General features: G+C 71.5%; 14 protein-coding genes and 1 pseudogene. 8 read left to right on the top strand and 7 right to left on the bottom strand.

What is annotated here, in order from left to right; genetic code table 11:
• Both DP939_RS39150 and DP939_RS39145 read right to left on the bottom strand, forming a co-directional pair.
• Window positions 1-295 (bottom strand): annotated as a pseudogene (locus tag DP939_RS39150) (IS21 family transposase); the annotation flags it as partial.
• A gap of 1174 nt (window positions 296-1469) precedes the next feature.
• Complete coding sequence (locus tag DP939_RS39145) at window positions 1470-2114, bottom strand: hypothetical protein (RefSeq protein WP_113985898.1); 645 nt, start codon at window positions 2112-2114, stop codon at window positions 1470-1472.
• 1358 nt (window positions 2115-3472) lie between these two features.
• Between DP939_RS39145 and DP939_RS39140 the strand changes: the two genes are divergently transcribed.
• Entirely contained in the window at window positions 3473-4765 is a 1293-nt protein-coding gene (locus tag DP939_RS39140; RefSeq protein ID WP_113985897.1) for a glycoside hydrolase family 18 protein, read from the top strand.
• A gap of 133 nt (window positions 4766-4898) precedes the next feature.
• On the opposite strand, the gene DP939_RS39135 is transcribed toward DP939_RS39140, so the two are convergent.
• Window positions 4899-5213 carry a hypothetical protein gene (locus tag DP939_RS39135; protein ID WP_147268311.1) on the bottom strand — a complete coding sequence of 105 codons (315 nt, stop codon included), beginning with the start codon at window positions 5211-5213 and terminating at the stop codon, window positions 4899-4901.
• Between the two features lie 320 nt (window positions 5214-5533).
• The gene (gene lepA, locus DP939_RS39130) at window positions 5534-7375 is read right to left on the bottom strand and encodes a translation elongation factor 4 (RefSeq protein WP_225878761.1); all 1842 of its coding nucleotides are present in this window, start codon (window positions 7373-7375) and stop codon (window positions 5534-5536) included.
• A 167-nt stretch (window positions 7376-7542) separates the two neighbouring features.
• Between lepA and DP939_RS39125 the strand changes: the two genes are divergently transcribed.
• The 6 genes from DP939_RS39125 to DP939_RS39100 all read left to right on the top strand — a co-directional run bounded on the left by DP939_RS39125 (window position 7543) and on the right by DP939_RS39100 (window position 16816).
• Window positions 7543-8553, top strand: coding sequence for a glycoside hydrolase family 18 protein (locus DP939_RS39125; protein ID WP_113985894.1), 1011 nt, complete (start codon window positions 7543-7545; stop codon window positions 8551-8553).
• A 202-nt stretch (window positions 8554-8755) separates the two neighbouring features.
• The gene (rpsT, locus tag DP939_RS39120; RefSeq protein ID WP_113985893.1) at window positions 8756-9028 is read left to right on the top strand and encodes a 30S ribosomal protein S20; all 273 of its coding nucleotides are present in this window, start codon (window positions 8756-8758) and stop codon (window positions 9026-9028) included.
• A gap of 273 nt (window positions 9029-9301) precedes the next feature.
• Window positions 9302-12505, top strand: coding sequence for an ABC transporter permease (locus DP939_RS39115; RefSeq protein WP_113985892.1), 3204 nt, complete (start codon window positions 9302-9304; stop codon window positions 12503-12505).
• Entirely contained in the window at window positions 12502-15192 is a 2691-nt protein-coding gene (locus DP939_RS39110) for an FtsX-like permease family protein (RefSeq protein WP_113985891.1), read from the top strand. The genes DP939_RS39115 and DP939_RS39110 overlap by 4 nt, the downstream gene beginning before the upstream one ends.
• Window positions 15193-16128 carry an ABC transporter ATP-binding protein gene (locus tag DP939_RS39105; protein ID WP_113985890.1) on the top strand — a complete coding sequence of 312 codons (936 nt, stop codon included), beginning with the start codon at window positions 15193-15195 and terminating at the stop codon, window positions 16126-16128.
• Window positions 16121-16816: an ABC transporter ATP-binding protein gene (locus DP939_RS39100; RefSeq protein ID WP_113985889.1), complete on the top strand. Its 696-nt coding sequence runs from the start codon at window positions 16121-16123 to the stop codon at window positions 16814-16816. Before DP939_RS39105 ends, DP939_RS39100 begins: the two co-directional genes overlap by 8 nt.
• 79 nt (window positions 16817-16895) lie before the next feature.
• On the opposite strand, the gene holA is transcribed toward DP939_RS39100, so the two are convergent.
• The 3 genes from holA to DP939_RS39085 all read right to left on the bottom strand — a co-directional run bounded on the left by holA (window position 16896) and on the right by DP939_RS39085 (window position 22764).
• On the bottom strand, window positions 16896-17876 hold the full coding sequence (gene holA / locus DP939_RS39095; protein WP_199565700.1) for a DNA polymerase III subunit delta: 981 nt from the start codon (window positions 17874-17876) through the stop codon (window positions 16896-16898).
• 38 nt (window positions 17877-17914) lie between these two features.
• Window positions 17915-20008, bottom strand: coding sequence for a ComEC/Rec2 family competence protein (locus tag DP939_RS39090; protein WP_225878760.1), 2094 nt, complete (start codon window positions 20006-20008; stop codon window positions 17915-17917).
• Between the two features lie 1748 nt (window positions 20009-21756).
• Entirely contained in the window at window positions 21757-22764 is a 1008-nt protein-coding gene (locus tag DP939_RS39085) for a ComEA family DNA-binding protein (RefSeq protein ID WP_225878759.1), read from the bottom strand.
• A 1806-nt stretch (window positions 22765-24570) separates the two neighbouring features.
• Between DP939_RS39085 and DP939_RS45675 the strand changes: the two genes are divergently transcribed.
• Window positions 24571-25029, top strand: a complete 459-nt coding sequence (locus DP939_RS45675) for a hypothetical protein (RefSeq protein WP_147268310.1) — start codon at window positions 24571-24573, stop codon at window positions 25027-25029.
• The last annotated feature ends 441 nt before the right edge of the window (window positions 25030-25470 follow it).

Here is a 25470-nt window from a genome sequence, read left to right as displayed (position 1 = left end):
GCCGCCGGAAGTTGCGCGCCGACCCGGCATACCCGGCGGCCTGGGCCAGGGGCAGCAGCCGTTTGGCCGAGATCCGCCCGGCCGTGCTGGTGATCTTCTCGGCCACCAGATCGGCGACCGTATCGAAGTTGTGCCCGCGCCGTCTGCGGCCCGGCGGCTTGCCGTCGGCCAGCGCCCGCTCGATGATGCGTCTGACGGTCTTGTGCGTGGTGCCGCACATCTGCGCGGCTCCGCGATAGGTGCCTACCTCCTGGTAGGCGGCGATGATGTCCATGATTTCCCCCGAAGACTTCATGGCCGGGCAGACCCCCTGGGCGGTGATCTCGTGACTGGCTGACACCGTCACGATCACCGCTCAGGGCACACATCGCCGCGCGACACACCAACCAGCGCGAAGACGAAGTGGGGACCTGAACCGGCCACCTGTGGTGGCCTCGAACTGGCCACCTGTGGGGACTTTTACATGGCCACGGACACATTCGCTGCCGATTCCCACCAACAAAGCCAGATGGGCACGCTCAGATGCTGTGGGCGGTGTGGGCAGGGAAACCTTGCGCGCCAAGATGGAGGCACGGCTGGGCCCTGTACGCAAGGCGGGCGTCATGAGAACCCGCGCGAGCGGTGCGCACGGTCAGATGGTGAGGACGGTGTGGGCAGGGGATCTTGCGCGCCAAGGTGAGCAGGGTCAAGACGCCGTATACAAGGCGGGCACCCAGAGCTCATGCGCAGAGCAGGAACGTCACGCCTCCTGCGCAGAGTGGGCCGATCAGACCTCACGCGCAGATCGGGCGCGCTGAGGCCCTGCGTGTGAGGTAGGCACGCCCAGGCGTTGTGGATAGCGTGGGCAGGGAGATCTCGCGCGCCGAGGGAGGCGCGGTCAGGCCCCGTGGGCAGGGCGGGCACGTCCAGATCCCAGTACATGAGTCGGGCACGATGAGACGTCGCGCGAAGCGCTGATCGCGCCCTGCGGAGCGATGGTACTTTCCCGCTGCCTGGACTGGCCGACCCGTGCAACGTCTGATTTGAATATTCCCAGTTACACCACTCGGTGGGACCAACACACCAGATGGCGTCCCCACGAGTGGTGGAAATGCCGCCCGGCTCCGCGTTCCGGCGGACCGCCGTTGGCGGGCGCCGGGCACCGCCGTCGCGCGTCTCGCCGTTGCGGCGCCCGTGGGGGTGCGGCCGGGGCGGTCATGATCCGGCGGACCACGGCCGTTCTTGCCGGTCCACCAGGTATGACCGTGATCACTGGGCTTTTACACCACTAGGTGGGACGCCATCGGACACCATCCGAGCGACGCGGGCAGGGAGATTTTGTACGCCCCAGCGGGCATGGTGAGACCTCATGCGTGGGCGGGCGCGACGAGACCCCGCGTGAGCGATGGGCACGGTCAAGACGCCGTGCGCAAGGGGGCACGGCCGGGCCTCAGGCGCAGGGTGAAACCTCGCAAGCGAGGTGGACAGGGTCAGATTTCGTGGGCGGCTCTGTCGGGTAGGCCGTGGTCCTCGGCCACCGGGTTCCAGAGTTGGATGAACTCCTGCTTCGCGGCCGTCGCCTTCGTGGAGGAGGACAGGCCGGCGTTGTAGTCGGGGTCCTTGGTCCAGTCGGCGTCGCAGTCGTTCGCGCGGCGGCGGGCCCAGGTGAGGAAGCTCTCGTCGGCGTCGAGGGACGCCTGCAGGGCGGTGGTCAGGCGGTTCTTGATGGTGGCGCCGTCGGTGACCGCGCCGAGTTCGAGGGTGCGTACCTGTTCGACCTGCTTGCGGCGGGCCTCGGTGACCCGCTCGATGGTGCTGATGGCCGAGGTGGTCTCCTCGCACTGCCGTACCTGCACCAGCGCGGGGCCGAGCCCGGAGCGGGCGCCGCCGCTGTCGGACAGCAGGTCGTCGACGGCCTGGGCCTGCCCCTTGGCGGTCGTGCCGCCTCCGGCGTCCTGGGGGGCCTCGGACGGCTCACCGGACTCCGACTCCTGCGGATCCCGCGTGCCCGTGCCGGTCGCCTCGCCTCCGGCCGCGGTCGGGGCGCTGACCGGCGTCGCCTGCTGGGGCGTGCCGCCGCGCATCAAGAACCACATCACGCCTGCGGTGACCACGGCGGCCAGCACGGCCGCCATGAGGGGCCACATGACCCGTCGTCGCCCCTCGCCGCTTCGCGGAGGCTCGCCGTCCCCGCCATCCCCGCCGTCCCAGACCTCGGGCCCTCCGCCGAGCCAGCCGCCGCCGCTGGGTGCCTGCGTACCTCCACGGCCTCCCGCCTCGGGCCCTCCCCCGAGCCAGCCCTCGCTGTACCTCTGCGTACCTTCATGCGGTCCCGCCTGGGGCGCGGCTCCGCCCTCCGGTCTCCACCAGGAGGCCGGATCGACCCCTTCCGGGCTCCACCCGGGAGCCGGGCCGCCGGCCGGTGCACCCGGACCCGATGCCGGAGCTCGTCCATCGCCGGCCGTGCCCCATCCGGACGTCTGATCGCCTTCGCCCGCCAAACCCCCACCGCCCTCCGAAGTCCATCCCGATGCCGGACCCTCCAAGGCCCTCGTTTCGCCCGCCTGCGCCGGCTCGCCGCCGATCGGGATGATCGCCGCGCCGCCTCCGCCGGGCATGGTGGGCGGGTCTGGATCCTCGCCCGCCGGCCGGCCGGCGGGCGGGCCACCGGATGGACCGCTCCCCTCCCACTCGGCGGGACGGATGGACCGTAACGGCTTCTCCGCCTCGTGTGGCGCGGGCCGCCCCTTGGGGTCACCGGGCCTGCGGAATCCGGGCGGCGGCAGCCGGCCCCCTGCCGGGGTCTGGGCCTGCGGGCTCATCCGCTGGGTGGCATCCGCGCCAGGTCCCCCAGAGGAAGCCACAGAGGGATCCGCAGCGGGATCGGGCGGGGTGGCCGATGGGCGGGAGTGCCTGCCGTACGGGATGGAGTGCCTGGGGGCCGCAGGGCGTCCGGCGGCGGGTCGGTCGGTGGAGGAGCCGAAGCTCTGCGGTACGGCGGGCGGCTGCGGTCGCCCCTCCGCGCCGCCGAGCGGCTCCGGGCCCGCCCCCCAGCCGCTCTCCGGCACGCCGGGCCCACCGGGCGGGCCTGGTGGCACGCCGCCCGATAACTCGCCTGACAACGAGTCCGAAGGAGCGCCGCACCTGGGACATCGGGCGAGATCCCCGACGTTCACCCCACAGCGGCGGCACGCTTGCTGCTCGTCCATTCCGAAGCTCCACCCCCCAGCCGGGCGATGGCCGGACCCCATGATCCGCCCACCGGGATGAAACCACCCGTGTAACCGTACCTTCGGGACGTCTGAGCTGGTAGCTCTGGCCGCTCCCTAAACCCGAGGCTAGCCGAGGCACGCCGCTCGGCGGTGGAATATTTCGGCAAGGCCGTTGACGTGAGGATCCTCCGGTTCTACGATCCGGAACAACTTTAAGGAAACTTTCCTAAAAGTTGTGCAGCTCGCAGCCCGTCCACCCCCCGCCGAGCCGTGGAGTTCACGTGGTCCGATTCCTCAGGCACCTCACCGTCGCCGCAGCAGCCCTCGGGCTCGCCGCGGCCGCCGCATTACCCGCCCAGGCCCAGCCGCAACCGCTGGGGCAAGACCGGCACGGGCACCACGACAAGTTCAAGCGCGTCGGATACTTCGTCCAGTGGGGCATCTACGCCCGCAACTACCATGTCAAAGACCTGGAGGCGAGCGGCGCTCCCGCCAAGCTGACCCACATCAACTACGCGTTCTCCGACGTCAACGCCAAGGGACTGTGCGCGTCCGCCGACCCGTGGGCCGACTGGGACCGCCCGGTGCCCGCCGAGCTGAGCGTGGACGGCGTCGCCGACGCCCCCGACCAGGTGCTCAAGGGCAACCTCAACCAGCTCAAGAAGCTCAAGGCCAAACACCCCAAGCTCAAGATCCTGATCTCGCTCGGCGGCTGGACCCTCTCCAAGTACTTCTCCGACGCGGTCCTGACCCCCGAGTCCCGCAGCGCGTTCGCGGCCTCGTGCGTCGACCTGTGGCTGAAGGGCAACATCCCCGGGCTTCCGCCGGGCGCCGGCGCCGGCATCTTCGACGGCATCGACCTCGACTGGGAGTGGCCGGGCTCGCCCGGGGCCGAGGGCAACGTCGTGCGTCCCGAGGACAAGCAGAACTTCACGCTGTTCATCGCGGAACTGCGCAAGCAGATGAACGCGCACGACCGGCGCTCGCAGATCACCGCCTTCCTCGCCGCGGCGGCCTCCAAGATCGACCCCGGCCTCGAAGTGGCCAAGGTCTTCAAGCTGCTCGACTTCGCGACCGTCCAGGGGTACGACCTGCACGGCTCCTGGGACACCAAGACCGGCCACAACGGCAACCTGTTCACCGACCCGCGCGACCCCTACCCGGTCCGCTACAGCGTGGACCAGACCGTGCGCGACTATCTGAAGCGCGGCGCGCCCCGGCACAAGATCGTGGTCGGCGTCCCGGCGTACGGTCAGGGCTGGACCGGCGTGACCGGCGGCGGAGACGGCCTGTGGCAGCCCGCCACGGGACCGGCCCCCGGCAGCCAGGCCGCGGGCTCGGAGGACTACAAGCTGCTGGCCAAGAAGCCCGGCAAGCGTTATAGGGACTTCAAGACCGGGGCGTACTGGCTGTACGACGGCAATGAGTTCTGGTCCTACGACGACCCGGCCTCGCTCACCCAGAAGGCCCTCTACATCCGCGCCAAGCGGCTCGGCGGCTCGATGATGTGGTCGCTGGACCAGGACGACGAAAAGGCGTCGCTCACCTCCGCTCTCCACCGAATCCTCCGCTAGGTCCACACAGGTCCGCTAGGGAGGAATCCCCTCAGACCGGGCGGGGTCGCGCATCCTGGGGTCAGTGCGCGCCCCCGCCCGCTTCATCCCGGCCCATCGCCGTCGCCCGGTGGCACCCCCAGGCCGCCGTGGCTCAGCTCGCACTGGGCTCGCCCCCCTCGGGAATGAGCGAGGCGAGCTGGAGCACCGGCTCGACCATCGCCTGCCGCGCCTCCTCCGTGCCGGCCGCCCCGCGCTCGGCCGGCCCGAAGCAGGCCGCGGCGGCGTCGAGCACGGCGAAGAGCACCGTGGAGTCGGGGAAGGGCACCTCGACCAGGATCGTGCCGTCGTCGGCGACCTCGGCGAGCTTCACGTGGTCGCGCAGTATCCGCTGGATCTCCGCCGCCATCGCGCTGCCCAGCATCGCGGCCCGCACGAACCGCTCGGCCGCCTGACCATCTCCAGTCACAATCGAACCTCCAGTTCGCACATGCGTTCGATCAGACGGTACGGCACGGCACCGACAATTCCGTGGGACACGAAGGTGCCGGTGCTGGAACGGCGGGCGACCACGACACCCGCAAAACCCGGCCACCGGGGCGGCACCGGCGACGGCGGACGGCGAGCGGGACGCCCCGCCGTAAAGAGTCTGAGGCCCCGCCGCAAAAGAGGACCGAGGCCCCGCCGTAAAAGAGCCGCCGTAAGAGAGTCGCTACAAAAGAGCCGCCGCAAAAGAACCGCCGCCCGCCCCGCGAAGGGACGGACGGCGGCAACCACGCAGGTAGAGGGCTACTTCTTGGGCTTCTCAGCCGCGGAGGAGTCGGTGGAGAGCGCCGCCACGAACGCCTCCTGCGGGACCTCGACGCGGCCCACCATCTTCATCCGCTTCTTGCCCTCCTTCTGCTTCTCCAGCAGCTTCCGCTTACGCGTGATGTCGCCGCCGTAGCACTTGGCCAGGACGTCCTTCCTGATCGCCCGGATGTTCTCCCTGGCGATCACCCTGGACCCGATGGCCGCCTGGATCGGCACCTCGAACTGCTGCCGCGGGATCAGCTCGCGCAGCTTCTTGGCCATCTCCACGCCGTACGCGTAGGCCTTCTCCCGGTGCACGATCGCGCTGAAGGCGTCCACCGCCTCCCCCTGCAGCAGGATGTCGACCTTCACCAGGTCGGCCTCCTGCTCGCCCGCGGGCTCGTAGTCGAGCGAGGCGTAACCGCGCGTCCGGGACTTGAGCTGGTCGAAGAAGTCGAAGATGATCTCCGCCAGGGGCAGCGTGTACCGGATCTCGACGCGGTCTTCGGACAGGTAGTCCATTCCGAGCAGCGCGCCCCGGCGCCCCTGGCACAGCTCCATGATCGCGCCGATGTGGTCGGAGGGGGCCAGGACAGTGGCCTTGACCACGGGCTCGTAGATCGTGGCGATCTTGCCGGCCGGGAACTCCGACGGGTTGGTGACGATCATCTCCTTGCCGTCCTCCATCACCACCCGGTAGATCACGTTGGGAGCGGTCGAGATCAGTGACAGGTTGAACTCGCGCTCCAGCCGTTCGCGCACGATCTCCATGTGCAACAGCCCGAGGAAGCCGCAGCGGAAGCCGAAGCCGAGCGCCGCGGAGGTCTCCGGCTCGTACACCAGCGCGGCGTCGTTGAGCCGCAGCTTGTCCAGGGCCTCGCGTAGCTCGGGGTAGTCGTCGCCGTCGATCGGGTAGAGGCCGGAGTAGACCATCGGCCGCGGGTTGTCGTAGCCCCCCAGCATCTCCTGCGCGGGGCGGGCCGCGGAGGTGACGGTGTCACCCACCCGCGACTGGCGGACGTCCTTCACGCCGGTGATCAGGTAGCCCACCTCGCCCACGCCGAGCCCCGCCGCCGAGGCGGCGGGCTCGGGCGCGATGACCCCGATCTCCAGCGTCTCGTGCTGGGCCGTGGTGGACATCATCAGCAGCCGCTCGCGCTTGCCCAGGTGGCCGTCGATGACCCGGACGTAGGTGACCACGCCGCGGTAGGTGTCGTAGACGGAGTCGAAGATGAGCGCGCGGGCGGGCAGGTCGGCCCGGCCGACCGGGGCGGGCACCTCGGCGACGACCTTGTCCAGCAGCTCGCGTACGCCCGCGCCGGTCTTGCCGGACACCCGCAGCACGTCGCCGGGGTCGCAGCCGATCAGGTGCGCGAGCTCTTCGGCGTACTTGTCGGGCTGGGCCGCGGGCAGGTCGATCTTGTTGAGCACCGGGATGATGTGCAGGTCGGCGTTCATCGCCAGGTAGAGGTTGGCGAGCGTCTGGGCCTCGATGCCCTGCGCCGCGTCGACCAGCAGGATCGCGCCCTCGCAGGCGGCCAGCGAGCGCGACACCTCGTAGGTGAAGTCGACGTGGCCGGGGGTGTCGATCATGTTCAGCACGTACTCGGCGCCGTCGACCTGCCAGGGCAGCCGGACGGCCTGCGACTTGATGGTGATGCCGCGCTCGCGCTCGATGTCCATCCGGTCGAGGTACTGGGCGCGCATCTGGCGCTCGTCGACCACACCGGTGAGCTGCAGCATGCGGTCGGCTAGCGTCGACTTACCGTGGTCGATGTGCGCGATGATGCAGAAGTTCCTGATCACCGCGGGATCGGTCTGGCCTGGCTGGATGCGCACCGGAGTCCGTTTCGGCTGGGCTGCTGGGAGCGGGGATGCCCGGGATCTGCCCGGCCCCCCTGCAAGTCTAGCGACGGGCCCGACGGGCTCCGCCCACCCCATGTCGCCGGATACGCGGCGGATGCTCTGCTTTGACGGAGATCGCCGGAAGGCGCTGATAATGCGCAATGCGAGTGACGATCGTGGCGCGCCGCGCGTCACGCTTACTGGCCTGGCCCCTGACCGTGCTCCTCATCCTGGTGGCCACGTTCGCCGCGGCGCTGTTGACGCAGTACTCCAGGCCGGCGGCCGGCTGGGCCGCCACGACCGGCCACGACGCGATGTGGCTGGGACACGCGTGGGTGGACGGCCGGCGCACCGAGCGCGACGTGAAGGCGCTGGCCGTACGACTGCGGGGCACCGGCATCAGGGACGTGTACGTCCACTCCGGCCCGTTCGACTTCGACGGCACACTGAACCCCGCCAAGTACCTCAACGCGCGAAATTTTCTGAAGTGGTGGCGGGACCACCTCCCCGGCGTCCGCGTCTCCGCCTGGCTCGGCCAGGCCGTCAAGAACGGCCTCGACCTCGACGACCCCGGCGCCCGGCGGCGGGTGCTCGACAGCGCCCGCGACATCATGGCCACCGGCTTCGACGGCGTCCACTACAACTTCGAGCCGATCGGCGACGGCGACGCCGAATTCCTCGACCTGCTCACCCGCACCCGCGCGATCGTCGGCGAGCGCGGCCTGCTGACGACGTCGGTCCCCCAGGTCGAGCCGTACTCCGGCCTGCGCCCGATCGCCCGCGCCCTGCTCGGCCACGACAAGTACTGGTCACGCGGCTACCTGACCGAGGTCGCCGCCCGCACGGACCAGATCGCGATCATGACCTACGACGCCGGCGTGCCCACCCGCGGCCTCTACGGCGGCCACGTCGTGCGGCAGGCCGCCATCGCGCTGGACCTCATCCCCGAAGGCGGCGCGAGCATCCTCATCGGGGCCCCGGCCTACCACGACCACGGCCTGCCGCTCCTGGACGCCGCCGAGAGCGTCGCAGACGCCGCGCAGGGGGCGCGGATCGCGCTCACCGACTACGGCAGGCGCAGGGAGCGGTTCGGCCTGGCGCTGTACGTCGATTTCGCCGCGACCGAGCAGGATTGGGCTGAATACCGGCAACACTGGCTCCGCACCGGCTAGACTGTGATCCGGAGATGTCCCCGAAGATCCCTGGCCGGTCCCCAGCGACGGCGGGTCCAGGAGATCCCGGGCGATTCCGAAGACCCAGGCCGCTGATTTGAGCTGCGCACCACCCGGTTGGTAACCTGTTCAACTGCGTGTGGCGCGCCCTCTCATCTGCCCGCGCGCCCCATCCAACCGACCTGCAGACCGAGGCTCCTTCGTGGCGAACATCAAGTCCCAGATCAAGCGCAACCGGCAGAACGAAAAGCGCCGGATGCGCAACAAGGCTGTCAAGTCGTCCCTGAAGACGGCGATCCGCAAGTTCCGCGAGGCCGCCGACGAGGGTAAGACCGAGGAGGCCGTGGTGCTCATGCGCAGCGCCTCCCGGCAGCTCGACAAGGCGGCCAGCAAGGGCGTCATCCACAAGAACCAGGCGGCCAACCGCAAGTCGGCGATCGCCAAGCGCGCCGCCGCTCTCGGTGCCGCCGGCTGAGCGACCCGCCGCCGTTCCCGGCCGCACGCCGCACTCCCCACCATGTCGGGGGTGCGGCGTTTTCGCGTTTCCGCAGGCCCGCGGGGCGTCCCCTGTAGCGGATGGATAACCCCCGCTCGTCATAGGTTTGTCACAGTTTCGATATCACATCCGCATAGCCAGGGGATATCGGCTGAGCAACCGTGATATCCGGCCTATTGCCGGATCCCGCCCCGCTCCTCAATGGTGCATACGGAACGTGAAACAAGTGAGCACCACGGGAAGGCGGATCTCATGCGGGGGAGGGCGCCGCTCGTCCTGCGACGCGCGTTCAGCGAACCGTTGCTGCTGCTCGCGGCGCTCGGGTCGATCCTGCTGGCGACCACGACCCTGGTCGCGCTGAGCACGTACGCGTCGTCCGTGGTCGACATGGGCGTACGCCGCGCCGTACAGAACGCCTCCTCGCTCACCACCGCGGCCAAACTCACCTCCACCGTCACCAAGGACGGCTTCCCCGGCCTCGACGCGGCCGTCAGGGACCGGATGACCCGCGCTTATGCCGGCCTCCCGGTCACCGTCACGATCAACGCGCTGTCGGACTCCTACGCCATGCCCGGCCAGGAAAAGCGGGAGACGCCGGATCTGACCAGGTTCGGAGTGTTCGAGGGCATCGACCGGCACGCCCGTCTCGAATCGGGCCGCTGGCCCTCCCCCGCGCCCGAGGGCGCGCCCGCCGTCGAGGCCGCGCTCTCCCAGACCGCCGCCCGCGGAATGGGCCTCGGCGCGGGCGACGAGATCACCGTCGCCTCCCGGCTGCGCGGGCGCGAGCCGATCAAGGTGCGGATCGCGGGCGTGTTCGCGCTCAACGACCCCGCCGACGAGCGCTGGGCCGCCGCCCGCCTGCTCTCCGCCGGTGTCGAGACCGGCGAGTACACGACCTACGGCCCGCTCGTCGTACCCAAGGAGACCTTCGCCGGGCGCTTCACCACCAGCGTGGCGGCGACCTGGCTCGGCGAGCCGGACCTGCGCACACTCGCCCCGGACCGGCTCGGCCCGCTCGCCGCCTCGGTCGGCGCGCTGACCCGGATCGAGGACTCGGCGCTGCCCGGCTGCGCCGACTGCACCGCCACCACGAACCTGCCCGCGATGTCCGCCCAGCTCACCACGGCCGGGCTGGTGGCCCGCTCCACCATGCTGGTGCCCATCCTGCAACTGCTGCTGCTGGCCGCCTACGCCTTGATGCTGACCGCACGGCTGCTCGCCGACCACCGCCGAATGGAGGTCGCGCTGCTGCGTTCGCGCGGCGCGGGCACCCTGCGGCTGGCCGCCCTCGCCGGGGGCGAGGCCCTGCTGGTCGCGCTGCCCTGCGCGATCACCGCCCCCTTCCTGGCCGCCCCGCTGCTCCGGCTGGTCGCCTCGATCCCGTGGATCAGGGCGTCGGGCGTGCAGCCGTCCTCAGCCGCCGAGACCGCCGGGTTCCTGGTGTCCGGGGTGGTCGCGCTGGCCTGCGCGGTACTGCTCGCGCTGCCCGCCATCCGGGGCGCGCGCCGCACCTACGTCGAGGAGCAGTCGATGCGGGGTCGCGGCGACCGCAGCGGACTGTTCCAGCGGGCCGGGGCCGACGTGGCGCTGCTGGGCGTCGCGGCGCTGGCCATCTGGCAGCTCCAGCGGTACGGCGCGCCGGTCACCCAGACGGCGGGCGGCGGCCTCGGCATCGACCCGCTGATCGTCACCGGCCCCGCGCTCGCCCTGCTGTGCGGCGGGATGCTAGGCCTGCGCCTGGTCCCCCGCGTGTCGGCACTGGCCGAGCGGATCACCTCGCGGCGCGCCGGCCTCGCCCCCGCGCTCGGCGCGTGGCAGGTCAGCAGGCGTCCGATGCGGTACTCCGGGCCCGCGCTGCTGCTCACCATGGCCGTCGCCATCGGCGTGGTGTCCATGGCGACCGCCGCCACCTGGCGCGGATCCCAGGAGGACCAGGCCCGGCACCAGGCCGGGGCCGACCTGCGGGTGGCCGGTCCCGCCGAGGCCGCCGAACTCGGGCCGCTCGGCCGCGGCACCGCCTACGCCGCGCTGCCCGGCGTCGCGGCGCTCAGCCCCGCCTACCGCAGCAGCGCGGAGTTCGGCGGCAACCAGGTGACCATGCTGGCGCTACGGGCCGAACGGCTGCCCGCGCTGCTCAACCTGCGCCCCGACCTGTCGGCCGACCCGCTCCCCGCGATCGCCGAGCGGCTGGCCGCGAACCGGCCCGCGACGGCGGCGCTGCCGATCCCCGGCGAGCCGCGGGAACTGCTCCTGAACTTCCGCGTGGAGAGCGCCTCCGGCCCGGCCGAGGCGCGGCTGACGATCGAGGACGCGCTCGGCGTACGGCACGACGTACGGCTCGGCCCGCTGCGCGCCGGGGACAACGCGATGAAGGCCGACCTCGCCGCGCTGGCCGGGCGTACCGGCAAGCTCAGCCACCCACTGTCGGTGCGCGGGTTCACGATCTCGGTGCCGCAGGGCGGCGGACGGGTCACCCTGGCGGGCGTACGCACCGGCGACGGCGGCGCGGTCGCGCTGCCCGTCGGACACACCTGGGGCCACCAGGCCGCCGACGGTCTCACCGTCGCCGCGGACGAGGGCCTGTTCAGCGTGTCGGCCGAGCCGGGCGTCGAGCGCGTGACGCTGCTGCCCGTCGGCGCGGGCGGCACCGGCCTGGGCACGCCGGCGGCCCGCCCGCTGCCGGTACTGGTCACCCGGGACCTCGCGGTCAGCGAACGGATGGCCACCGGCCAGCAGACGACGGTGACCCTGGACCAGCGCCCCACCCCCATCACGGTGGCCGGCATCGTGGACACGCTGCCGGGGGCGGCGGGGCGGCCCGCCGTACTGGCCGACTGGGCGACCGTGCAGGCGCGCGACGCGATCGCCGGGGCGCCCTCCCGGCCCGCCACCGAATGGTGGCTGGACGCCCGCGGCGGCGACACCGCGCCCGCCGTCGCAGAGCTGGCCCGCCACCCCGGCTGGGACCAGACGGTGGTGGACCGCGCGGCGCTCACCCGCGAACTTCGCGATGACCCGCTGGCCAGCGGCCTGCAGGGGGCGCTGATCCTCGGGTTCGCCGCGGCGCTGGTGTTCGCGCTGCTCGGCTTCATGGTCAACGCGGCGGTCGCGGCGCGCGAGCGCGCATCGGAGTTCGCCATCCTGCGCGCGCTCGGCATGAACTTCCGGCAGGTCCTCGGCCTGCTCGCGGTCGAGCAGGCGTTCCTGATCGGACTGTCGCTGGCCGCGGGGACCGGGCTCGCGGTGGCGGTCGCCCTCCTGGTCGTCCCGCACATCGTGGTGACCGGCCAGGCGACCGCGGTCACGCCCGCCGTCACGCTGGACATCCCGTGGCTGCCCACGGCCGGGTTGCTGGTCGTGGTCGCCGCGCTGCTGTTCTTGATCGTCGCCGGACTCGCCAGGACCCTGCGCAGGCAGGCCCTCGGCGGTGCGCTTCGGGCCGGGGAGGACCGGTGAACGTGCTCGTGCTGGCCACCCGCGTACATCGCGGGGCGGCGGCGGTGCTCGCCGTACTGACGCTGACCGCGTCGCTGCTGATCGGCGGGCTGCCCCGCGCCGTGCAGGGCGCCTACGACGACGCCCTGCACGAGGTGATGAACTCCGTCCCGGCGCACCGGACCGACCTGGCCGTACTCCAGTCGGTCGACGCGGACCTCATCGGCGACGCCGAGGGGTTCGCCGCCGCCATGGACCGCTGGCAGCGGCTGCTCCCGCCGGACCTGCGCGCCGCCACCGACCTCGGGCCCAGGTCGCGGACGCACGCCGCCGCCAAGACCGCGCAGACCCCCGTCTCCGGGCGCATCACCCCCGGTCACCAGAAACACCAGTACGTCAACATCGGCTGGGTGTCCGACGCCGACCGCCGGGTCCGCTACGTGGAGGGGACCGCACCGGGGCCGGTCACCACCGCCAAGCGACCCGGCGGGCAGGGGATGCCGCAGTTCGACATCGCCCTCACCAGGGAGGCGTCGCAGCGGATGGACATGCCGGTCGGCACCACGCTGGTACTCGGGCACAGCGACATGATCGCCGCCCGGGTCACCGCGATCTTCGAGCCGCTCGCGCCCCGCGACCGGTACTGGGACCACAACGGCGACATGCTCGCCGTGAGGATCGAGTCACAGCCGGGCAGCGACAACAACGACACCTACATCACCGCCCTGACCTCCGCCGCGACCCTGGCCAAGCTGGACGGCCGGGCCCGCCAGCTCACCTATCGGTGGATCATCGCGGTCGACTCGGCCAAGATCGACGCCCGTAACGCCCGCCAGGTGATCGACGCCACGTCGGTGTTCGTCGACAAGGCGGGCACGCTGGCCATGGGGCAGACGGCCGGCCAGGGCGTACTGCCCGGCGGCGGCTCGCCCGGCCGGGCCGCCACGGGCCTTTCCACGCTGCTCGGCGACTACCTCGTCCGGCTGGGCAACGCCGAATCGCTGCTGCTGCTCATCCTGGCCGGGCTCGCCGCCGTCGCGCTGGGCGTGATCGCGCTCGCCGTCCAGTTGCTGACCGAGCGCGTCCGTCCGACGCTCGGCCTGATGCGCGCCCGCGGCGGCTCCCTGGGACAGGTGGTGGGCACGGGCGCGGGAGTGGCCGCCGCGGTCGCGGTGCCCGCCGCGCTCGCCGGGTACCTGCTGTCGTACCTGGTGCCGGGTCCGCTCACGCCGATCTCGCACATCGGGCCCGTGGTGCTCGCGCTGGCGGCGGTGCTGTTCGCCGCCGGGCGGACGGCGCTGGCCCATCGCAAGCCGCTGCACGACCGGCGCGACGACGTGGTGAGCCGCCGTCCGTCGCCGCGGCGGCTCATGCTGGAAGTGGTGGTCGTGGTGCTCGCCCTCGGCGGGGCCTACCTGCTGCGCACCCGCGGCCTGACCACGTCGGTCGCCGAACACGGGACCGACCCGTTCCTGATGGTCGTGCCGGTGGCGCTGACCGTGGCGGGCGCGCTGATCACCGTGCGGTGCTACCCGTATCCGCTGCGGGCGATCTCCGCGCTGGTGGACCGGCGGCCACGGGCGGTGCCGTTCCTGGGGTTCACGCTGGCGGCCAGGGCCAGGGCGTTCAGCGCGCTGCCGGTGCTCATCCTGCTGCCCGCGCTCACCGTCTCGGTCTTCGCGGCGGTGATCTCCAACGGCCTCACCTCGACCCAGCGGGAGGCGGCCTGGCAGCGGGCGGGCGCCGACGCGCGGATCGACAGCGCGGTGGCCATCCCGCCGGAGGCGATCGAGCGGGTGCGGCGGGTGCCCGGGGTCCGCGAGGTCGTACCGGCCGCCAAGGAGTCGGTGCAGATCGGCAGCGGCGGGGTGTTCGGCACCGGCTTCGCCGTCGACCTGGCCGCCTACCGGAAGATCCTCGCCGGGACGCCGCTGTCGATGCCCGCGCCGCCGGAGGGGGTGCCCGCACCGGCCGTACCGGCCCTGGTCAGCCCCGAACTCATCGGCAACGACACGCTCCAGATCGGCTGGAAGGCGCGGCTGACCGTGGTGCCCAAGGGCACGGTCACCGCCCTGCCCGGCGTTTATGGCGAGCCACGCGGCCTCGTCGTCGTGCCGCTGGACGCCAACGAGCGGGCCGGTTCGCGCACCGAGATCAACACGCTGCTGATCGGCGGCACCAACCTGGACCCTGCGCGCCTGACGGCCGCCGCCGGGCTGTCGGTACCGCCCATCGTGACCACCGTGGACGGCGAGCTGAGCCGGATCACCTCCACCCCGCTGGCCGGTACCGTGCAGACCACCCTGCTGGTGGTCACCGTGGCCCTCGGCGGCTACGCGCTCCTCGCGGTGCTCATCGTGCTGGTGATCACCGGTGCCGAGCGGAGCACCGCGCTGACGTACCTGCGCACCCTCGGCATGTCCGAACGGCAGGCCCGCGGCCTGACCGTTCTGGAGATCGCCCCTATGATCGTGCTGACCGCGCTGGTGGGGCTGCTGCTCGGGCTGGCCCTGCCCGCCGCCCTCGGCCCCGGCATCGACCTCAGCGTCTACGCGGGCGACGTCCGGATCGAGGGCTACCCCATCGATGTGCTGACCCCCTCCCTGCTGGCCATCGGCCTGGCGGGGGTGGCGGTGGCCGGTGCGTTCGCGCACGCCGCCGTCGCCCGCCGCCGCTCGCTCGGCTCCGCGCTCAGAGTAGGTGACTGAATGACGACCGAAACCCCGTCGCTGTCCGACCTGGAGGCCCAGGCCACCAGGGCCCGGCCCGCCTTCGGCGAGCACGCCCACATCCTGTGCGACAACCTGGTGCGCATCTACAAGACCGAGGGCGTCGAGGTCGTCGCCCTGCAGGGCCTTGACCTGCTGGTGGAGAAGGGCGAGCTGATCGCCGTGGTCGGCGCGTCGGGGTCGGGCAAGTCCACCCTGCTCAACGTGCTGTCCGGGCTCGACGTACCGACGGCGGGCGTGGCCAGGGTGGCCGGCATGGACCTGCTGTCGATGAAGCCGAAGGACCGGCTCAGGTACCGCAGGGAGGTGGTCGGCTTCATCTGGCAGCAGACGGCCCGCAACCTGCTCCCCTACCTGAACGGCCAGGAGAACGTGACCCTGCCCATGCGGCTGGCCGGCAAGCGCGCCTCCCAGGCCCGCGCGGGCGAGCTGCTGGAACTGCTGGGCGTGCCGCACTGCGCCACCCGCCGTCCCGGCGAGATGTCCGGCGGCGAGCAGCAGCGGGTCGCCATCGCGGTCGCGCTGGCCAACTCCCCCGAGGTCATCCTGGCCGACGAGCCCACCGGCGAACTGGACAGCGACAACTCCGAGGAGGTGTTCGCCGCGCTGCGCGGCGCCAACCGGGAGCTGGGCGTCACCGCGGTGATCGTCACCCACGACGACCTGGTCTCGGAGCAGGTCGACCGTACCGTGGGCATCCGCGACGGGCGGACCAGCAGTGAGACGCTGCGCCGCGAGTCGGGGGACGGCGGGCTCATCGCCGAGGAGTACGCGGTGCTGGACCGCGTGGGACGGCTGCAGCTTCCCCGCGACTTCATCAACGCGCTGAACATGGAACGCCGGGTGCGGCTGGAGCTGGAACGCGACCACATCGGAGTGTGGCCGGAAGCGTCGGGGGGTGGCGAGGATGAGTGATCCGCTGGTCGTCGTGGAGGGCGTCCGCAAGGTGTACCGGAACGGCCCCAACGAGGTCGTCGCCCTCAAAGAGGTCTCCTTCCAGGCGTTCCCCGGCGAACTGATCGCCGTACGCGGCCGCTCCGGCTCCGGCAAGACCACCCTGCTCAACCAGGTGGGCGGCCTCGACCGCCCGGACGCGGGCCGCGTCGTGGTCGCGGGACAGGAAGTGACCGCCATGCCCGAGGACGGCCTGCTCGCGCTGCGCCGCGACGTGATCGGCTTCGTGTTCCAGTCGTTCGGGCTGATCCCGGTGCTGTCGGCGGCGGAGAACGTCGGCGTGCCGATGCGCCTGGCCAAGCTGCCCGCCGCCGAACGCGACCGGCGCACCGCCATGCTGCTGGCGTTGGTCGGCCTGGAACGGCACGCCAACCAGCGTCCTTACGAACTGTCCGGCGGTCAGCAACAACGCGTCGCCATCGCCCGCTCCCTGGCCAACCGCCCCCGCCTGCTCATCGCCGACGAGCCCACGGGACAGCTCGACTCCCAGACCGGCCGCCAGATCATGGAACTCCTACGCGCCCTGGTCCGCACCGAGAACGTCACCGCCCTCGTCGCCACCCACGACCCCAGCCTGATGACCTTGGCCGACCGCGTCCTCGAAATGCACGACGGCACCCTCACCACCCCCCAACCCGCCACCACCTGAGGCGCTACTCACCCCCGCCCACGCCACGAAACTCCAGACCCCCTGGCCAGGGGTCACCCCCACGACTCCGCATGCGGCTTCAGCGGGTCGTCGAGCGGCTCGCCACGATGGTCTGGACGGCGTGCTCCAAGGCGTACGCGGGGTCGGCGCCGCCGCCCTTGACCTGCTCGTCGGCCTCCGCGACCGCCTGGATGGCCCGGGCGATGCCGTCCGGGCGCCAGCCGCCGAGCTGCCGCCTGACGCGGTCCACCTTCCACGGCGGCATGCCGAGATGGGAGGCGAGCTGTCCGCCGCGCAGGTTGCGCGGGGCCCCGCCGACCTTGGCGAGGGATCGGAGCCCGCCCGCGAGTGCGCTCACGAGCAGCACCGGCGCCACGCCCGTGCCCAGCGCCCAGCGGAGCTGCTCCAGCGCGTCGGCGAGCCGGCCCTCGACCGCCGCGTCGGCCACCGTGAACCCGGTCACCTCGGCCCGCCCCCGGTAGTAGCGGGCGACCGCCGCCGCGTCGATGCCCTTGCGATCGGCAGGCGTGTCGAACGCGAGCTGGCTGCACGCCGCCGCCAGCTCCCGCAGGTCGCTCCCGACCGCGTCCACCAGCGCCTGCGCCGCGTCCGGCGCGATGGTCCGGCCCGCGCGCCTGATCTCGCCCTTGACGAAGTCCAGCCGCTCCCCCGCCTTGGTGATCTTGCTGACCGTGACGACCTGGGCGCCCGCCTTCTTCACCCCGTCCACGAGGGCCTTGCCCTTGACCCCTCCCGGATGGGCGAGCACGAGCACGATCCCCTCGGCGGGCCTGGCGGTGTACTTGACCACCTCGGCGATCACGTCCTTGCCGAGGTCCTGCGCGGACCTGATCACGATCGCCGCCCCGTCCCCGAACAGCGACGGAGACGTCAGCCCGGACACCTGCCCGGGCTCGACCTTCCCCCCCAGGAGATCATGCAGCTCCAGCCCTGGGTCCACCTCTCGCGCCGCGGCCACCACGGCGCTCACTGCACGGTCGGCGAGCAGCTCCTCATCGCCGAGAACCAAGGTCACAGGGGCAGGACTAGTCGCGGCCATGCTCAGAGCATCCCACATGCGATCGTCTCGCCGGGCGGCTAGCGAGCAGGGGGCCCGCGGGGCAGGACGGAGAGCGATCCGGAGGCGGTGGCGATCACCGCGAGGTCGCCGGAACGGTCGGTGCGGTAGACCCGCATGCCCGCCCAGGTGAGCCGGGAGACCGTCGGCGCCGCCGGGTGGCCGTAACCGTTGTCCGCTCCCACACTGATCAGAGCGGCACGCGCACCGACGGACGATAGGAAGGCCGAATCCTGGCGCGCAGACCCATGGTGCGGGACCTTGAGCACATCGGCCCGGGGAAGCCCACCGCTCAGCAGCGCGGCCTGGGCCTCGGTCTCGATGTCACCGCTCAGCAACGCCGATCCCGCCGCCCAGCGAACATGAAGCACGACGCTGGCGTTGTTCACCGCCGCCTCGTCCCCGAGGCCACCGGAAATCTCGCCGGCGGCAGTCCCGAGCACCGTGAGCAGCGAAGGCCCGAAGCTCCACCACTGACCGGGACTCACCCGCCACTCCGGCACCCCGTGTCGTGCGATGTCCGCCGAGAGGCGGTCGACGGCCGGTGCGGCCCGCGTCTGAACCCCCATGGCGACCGCTCCCACCCTCCGCCCCCGGAACGCTCCGGCGAGCCCGCCCACATGGTCGGCGTGCGGATGGGTCAGAACGAGCAGCGGAATCTCACGTACGCCGAGATCGCGCAGGCACCTGTCCACCTGCGTGCCGTCGGGCCCGGTGTCGACCACCACCCCCTTGCCCGGCCCGGCGGCGATGACCAGCGCGTCGCCCTGGCCGACGTCGCACGCCACGAGCAGCCACCGCGCGGGCGGCCAGGCCGCGACCGAAGGCCCGATGGTCAGGAACGCGACGAGCGCCCCCGCCGCCACCGCGCACGCGGCCCACCGGCCGAGCGGACTGCGCAGGAGCGCCACCAGCAGGACCGCCACCGCCCCGAGCAGACCGATCCCGACCACTCCGCCCGGCCACGGCACCGCCCCGTACGGCAACCGCGCCGCCCAGTCGGCCACCATGATGATCCATCCGACCGCCACCCCGGCCGGTCGCACGACCCAGCTCGCCGCCTCGGCGTGCAGCGGAGCCACCAGCGACGCGACGAAACCGAGCAACGTGGCGGGCGCGACGGCAGGGCCCGCCAGCAGATTGGCCGGTACCGCTGCGAGGGAGACCTCGCCCGACATGAGCACCAGGACCGGGGCGACCGCCGCCTGGGCCGCGGCCGGGACGGCGATGGCCTCGCTCAGCCACCTCGGCAGCCTTCCCGCCAGCCGATCGCGCCAGCGGGGGGCGAGCACGAGTATGCCCGCCGTGGCGCAGACGGACAGCGCGAAGCCGTAGGAGCGGGCCAAGGAGGGTTCGAACAGGATGAGCAGCAGGATGGCCGCCGACAGCGCCGCCAGCCCGTCACGGGACCGGCCGGTGCCCAGTGCGATGGCCGCGACCAGCCCCATGAGCAGCGCCCGCAGAACGCTCGGGGATGGCCGCGCCACCACCGCGAACGCGAGCATCGCCGCGGCGGCGAGCACCGCGCGTACGGGCAGCGGCATGTAGACCACCCTGCCGAGGGCCACCGCGGCACCGGCGATGATCGCGAGGTTGGCCCCACTGACCGCGAGCAAATGGGCCAGCCCGGCATCCTCGAAGTCGGCCTCGACCTTCCCGTCCATACGCGAGACGTCGCCCACCACCAGTCCGGGCAGCAGCCCGGACTGGTCGGCGGGCAGCACATCGGACGCGGTGCGCAACCCCGCCCGCAGCACACCGGCGATCCGCTGAACGTGGTTCGGCCCGCCGAGGATCAATGGCCGGCCGCGTACCAGGAGCATCCCGGCTACCAGCCCGGGACGGTCGGCGGACGCCAGCCTGCCCCTGACCCGCAGCCGCTGGCTGGGCAGCAGGCCCTGCCAGCCGTCTCCGGAACCGAGCACGACGACCGGCACACTGACGGCGTGCCTGCGCCCGCCCATCTCGATCGCCTCGACGGCGGCGTCCACGATCACCCGCGGCCCGCCGAACCGCGCCTGAGTGCGCAACGCGCGAGGGTCGTCGGTCAGCACGATCTCCGCAGTGACGGTGGCTCCGACCCGCACACCATCGGCCACCGGCCCACTGCTCACCGCATGCACCCGAGCCCCGACCCCGACGGCAGTCGCCGCCACACACCCCAACACCGCAACCAGCAGCCCCCACCACCCCCACGCCCACTCCCCCCGCCTCACCAGCCCGCCCACAGCCGCCAGACGCCCCGACCATGCAGCCCACCCGCCCGTTGCCACCACGGCCACCCCCCGCCGCTCGCGCCCCGCGGAGTGGTAAAGCCTTTCCGCTGCCCGGGGTGGCCGACGTGCGCGGTGTCCGACTGGAACGTTCCCATTCACGCCACCCGACGGGACACCATCCCCCCGCCCTGCCGCCTCCCCCGAGCTCCCCACGCGGCGTGGCAGTTCGGAACGCAGGACCGTCGTCGGCACAGCCGGAACAGCGCCCGGCAACCCCTGCCGCTCCTGGCCCCCTTCGCCCCCTCCCACAAGCCCACCCGAGCCCCCCAGCCGACGCGTCCGTACGCCCCGCAGAACCGTCGCCAGCCCGCCGACCAGCGGTCCTCGCCATCCCTGCGCCCACTCCCCTCGCCTTTCCAACCCGCCTGTACTCCTCGAGCGGCGCGACCGCACGGCACGCATCACCGCCGCAACCGACCGTCGCCGCCAGCCCCGCCCTCCCCCGCCCCGCCCTACGGGTCCACCGGAGCCCTCCATGTGGCCCGCCCGCATGGCCTCCGGAGTGGTCGGCGCAGGGCCCGGCAGCTCCCCCCGCTCCGGCGACCCCTCACCACCTCTCACAGACCCACAGGAGCCCTCCACGTGGTCCGTCCGCACGGCCTGCGGAATGGTCGGCGCAGGGCCCGGCAGCTCCCGCCACTCCGGCGACCCCTCACCACCTCTTGCAGGCCCACCTGAACGCTCCACACGGCCCATCCGAACGCCCCACCGGACGGTCGCCGCAGCGCCCGGCAGCTCCCGCAGCCCTCCGCCCACTCCCACATACCCATTCGAGACCTCCACACGGCCTGACCGAACGTCCCGCGGAACAGTCCGCACAGCGCCCGGCAGCTCCCGCCACTCCAGCGACCCCTCACCACCTCTTGCAGACCCACCTGAACGCTCCACACGGCCCATCCGAACGCCCCACCGGACGGTCGCCGCAGCGCCCGGCAGCTCCCGCAGCCCTCCGCCCACTCCCACAGACCCATTCGAGACCTCCACACGGCCTGACCGCACGTCCCGCGGAACAGTCCGCACAGCGCCCGGCAGCTCCCGCAGCCCTCCGCCCACTCCCACAGACCCATTCGAGACCTCCACACGGCCTGACCGCACGTCCCGCGGAACAGTCCGCACAGCGCCCGGCAGCTCCCGCCACTCCAGCGGCCCCTCACCACCTCTTGCAGGCCCACCTGAACGCTCCACACGATGCGTCCGTACGGTCTGCCGGACCGTCGTCAGGACGGCAGGCAGATCTCGCCAAGCCCGTGCCTGCTCACCCCTTCCTGCCAACCCGCCTTTGCTCTGCGGGCGAGGTGGCGGTGCGGGGCGCAGGACCGTTGCCAGGATGGCCAGGACGGCCGCTCCCGCCACGATCGTCGAGGTAAGTGGGGAGCAGCCCAGCAGGATCCACGCCGTTGCCCAAGTGGCGAGTGCGGGCGCCGCCAGCGCGGGCACGTTCAGTGCCGGTTTCTGCTCGCCCGGAGGCTCCGCCGAAGCGGCGTCCGGTTGCGGGCCACGACGGGCGGGCAGACGGCTGACCTCGAACCTCAAGCGGACCTCCTTTCGTCGAGCTCGCTGAAGACACCGGTGTACGCGAGGTGGTGTCACACGCGGACTTTGTCCTTGATGTCGGCGAACTTGCTGTCGCCGATGCCAGAGACCTCCTGGAGCTGGTCCACGGTCCGGAAGCCGCCGTTAGCAGTGCGGTAGTCGACGATGCGCCGCGCCAGCACCTCGCCGACGCCGGGTAAGACATCGAGTTGCTCGACGGTGGCCGTGTTCAGGTCGATCAACGCGCCAGGCAGGCCGGACTCCCTTGGGACACCTGGGGCATCGGGCGCGGGTACTTGAGCGGGCGCGTGGGCGACGGGCGGGCCGCCGACGATGATCTGCTCGCCGTCCATCAGGCGCCGGGCGAGGTTGATCGAATCGGTGGCGACACCTCTTTTGGGGCCGCCTGCGGCGGCGACCGCGTCTTCCACCCGGCTGCCATCGGGCAGGGTGAAGACGCCCGGTCTTCGCACCTTGCCTGCCACATGCACTGTCACCTCGGCGGCCGCTGGAGAGCGAGAGACCGGTGAAGAGGGCAGGGCGACAGGACGCACCGCCCCGGTGGGCAGTGGTGGCAGCGGCTCGGCCACAGGTTGCGACCGCCATAAGTAAAAGCCACCGGCCAGCGCCGCCCCTAATCCGAGAAGAAGCAGCAGGCGCGCCTTGGGGCTGTCGAGCTTGAGCGCCACTTCATTGGCGGCGATCGTCGAGCGAAGCGTCTCACTGAGCGGCCGCGGTGGCCGCACGGCCGGCGCTCGCTCATCGTGGGTCATCGACGCCTTTGAAGCCCGTCGATCCTCGCGATCCACCCGTTCCCAGGTGTCGCTCGGTGCCGCGAAGCCCGCTGACCCGTCAGAGTCCACAAATTCATCTGGGATGCCCTCGAACTCCACCGCCCCAGCGGCCCGGCTTCCCGAACCCGCCAGCACAAAGGGATCCCGGCGATCCTCCAGGCCACCCCCGAGCACCGCCGATCCACGAGACCTGTCGGTAAAGCCCGGCAGCTCATCGGAGAAGTCCTCAAAGCCCACCGGCTCATCCGAAATGCCGCCAAGCACCACCGCCCTATCGGACCGACCTCCCGAACCCAGCGATCCAACAGAAAGGTCCTGGGGGTCCACCGGCTCATCCGGAACGCTCTCATAGACAGCCGCCCAACCGGACCGGCCGCCAAAGCCAGCCGAGACGACCTGATGATCCCGAGAGCCCGCCAGCCCGTCCGGCGCACCTCGAAGGCCCACAGACCCACCAGGCCGGCCCCCGAAGCCCCCCGGCTCTCCAGGTAGATCGCCAGAGCCCGGCCACTCATCCAGCGCATCTCCAAGGCCCGCCGACCCACCGGACCGCCCGCCGAACGCCGCCGACACAACATGACGATCCCCAGGCCCCGCCAGCCCGTCCGGGATGCCCCCAAGATCCACCGATCCACCAGGCCGACCCCCGAAGCCCCCCGGCTCTTCAGGTAGATCGCCAGAGCCCGGCCACTCATCCGGCGCATCCCTAAGACCCGCCGACCCACCGGACCGCCCGCCGAACGCCGCCGACACAACATGACGATCCCGAGAGCCCGCCAAGCCGTCCGGGATGCCCCCAAGATCCACCGACCGACCGAGCCGATTCCCTAAGCGGGTCAGCCCTTCAGGAAGATCATCGGAGCCCGTCCACCTATTCGGTGCGTCTCCAACGTCGGCCGACCCACCGGACCTACCATCGAAGGCCGTCGACACGAGATAACGATCCCGAGAGCCCGCTACCCCGTCCGGCGCACCTCGAAGATCCACCGATCCATCAGGCCGGCCCCCGAAGCTCAGCGGCTGATCAGGGTGATCATCGGAGCCTGTCCATTCATCTGGAACGCCCCCAAGGTCCGCCGATCCACTGGAGCGACCTGTGAAGCGCGCCGACAGAACAGGAAGATCCTGAGGGCTCATCGGTTCGTCTGCGATACCTCCATGAGGCGTCGGCTCACGGGACAGACCCCTCGGGCCCAGGGGCTCAGAGGGAAGATCATTGAATCCCGTCCGCTCACCCGGGAGGTCCTCGAGATCCGCTGGTTCAGCGGGGCGCCCCCTGGAGTCCACTGAAACCTTGGGACTATCGGTGTCCTCTTGATGTGCGAAGTCACCGGCCCGTCGGCGTCGAAACCACCCTCGTCGGCCGCCGTGCTTCGATGGTGGCTCTGGCCGTTTCTCTCGTCTTCGTCGGGCCTTGTCCCGCTTCTTCGCCCTTGGAGCTTGTGGTCGCTGGTCCACCTCCGCCGCCTCGGGCCAGGCCCAGTCCCATCCCGGCGTCGCCTGCTGCCCCCACAGGGCCTCTCCGGCGCCCGTCCGCTCCGCCTTGCCCCACCGCGGCGAAAACCCCTCAGAACGAACCCCATGCGTCTCTGTCGACTCACGACGATCGAACGCTCGCGTCCAAGCGAAATCCCCCTCCACCGTGTCGGGCGGAACGGGGTGGTTCCAGGGGAGCCCTTTCTGTCCGGCCCGCCGCACCCCCGTTGCCGGAGCCGGATCCACCCGAGGAAGCCGCTCTGCCCCACTCTTTCGAGGGGGATCGTCCTCCTGTACTCCGGCCGCGTCACCGACCAGGCCCGGCCTGCCCGCCGGAGGCCAGTCCCACTCGGGCGTCGTCGGTCCCGACTGCTCGTGATCTCCGGCCTCCACCGCCTGCGGCCGGGCGCGCCGGGATGGAGGCAGGAGGCCCAGCAGTCTCGCCTCCGGAGTCGTGTGGGCAGATTGTGAATTCGCCATGCAGCGCAGGTTAAGCGGCTAGCGACCGCCGTTTCGGCGCCGAACGGCGTTCTGGGGATAACCCTGCCAAGTCGCACGATCATGCCTGTGGATAATGGCGGACTACAGAAATCAAACATGAGCGTTGCGGCAACCGGCAAGCTGCGGTACCTGCACGACGCTGACATCCCCGACCGTGCCGCCACGGGCATCGGTGCTGCCTACGCGATCAAGCCTGCGGACGATGGCTGCCACGCCCAGGGCAGTGAACCGGATCAGCGTTGCGGCAACTGGAAGCTGGTGGTGCCCCGCCGAGTGGTCCAAATGGAAACGCTCAAATGGGACATCGTTCAGGTCTTCCACTCCGGCTGCGAGGGAAAGTTCTACCACTCCGCAGGACGCGATCCACCGATCCGGTCGGCCCGCACAGCTCACGATCAACTCTGTGAACGATGGCGGGCTGCCATGCCGCGGCAGGAGGATTGGATCACAGATCGACATCGACAACGCTGCCGCCCCACGCGATCGAACTCATGGACCACAACGGACTGCCGCACCCAAGCAAAGGAACCGGATCAGACATCGGCGCTGCGGTAACCGGCGAGCTGCGGTACTCGCGCAACGCTGACCTTCACGTCCTCTCCCGCCGCCGATCCGGTCAGCCGCGAACATGGGTGCCAGCTCACGCGAGCGAACTCATTACGATGACCGGCTGCCACACCTACGGCACAGAGCAATGGGTCACACGTCGTTTTGCGGTAGCCAGCAAGTGGCAGTATCCGAACGGCGCCGGCATCGGCCCAGACCATCCGTGTCGGCCCACACGATCGAGCTCGTAGGCCACAACGGTCCACCACGTCTAGAGCAACGGAACTGGATCACGTGTCGGCGCTGGGCTGTCCCCGCACGAAGCTGGCGGCCGTCAGGGGGTCTCTGGGAGGATCGCCGGATCGGACTCCAGTGTCGGCGGCGTGGGAGGGGCATGGGGAGCGGGAGATGCCCCGGCGGGGCGAGGTGGCGGTCAGGCAGCGCGGAGGG

Source organism: Spongiactinospora rosea (assembly GCF_003315795.1).
GTDB classification, from domain to species: domain Bacteria; phylum Actinomycetota; class Actinomycetes; order Streptosporangiales; family Streptosporangiaceae; genus Spongiactinospora; species Spongiactinospora rosea.
The sequence above is the reverse complement of the archived record's forward strand: the minus strand, read 5'-3'. Positions and strand labels throughout refer to the sequence as shown.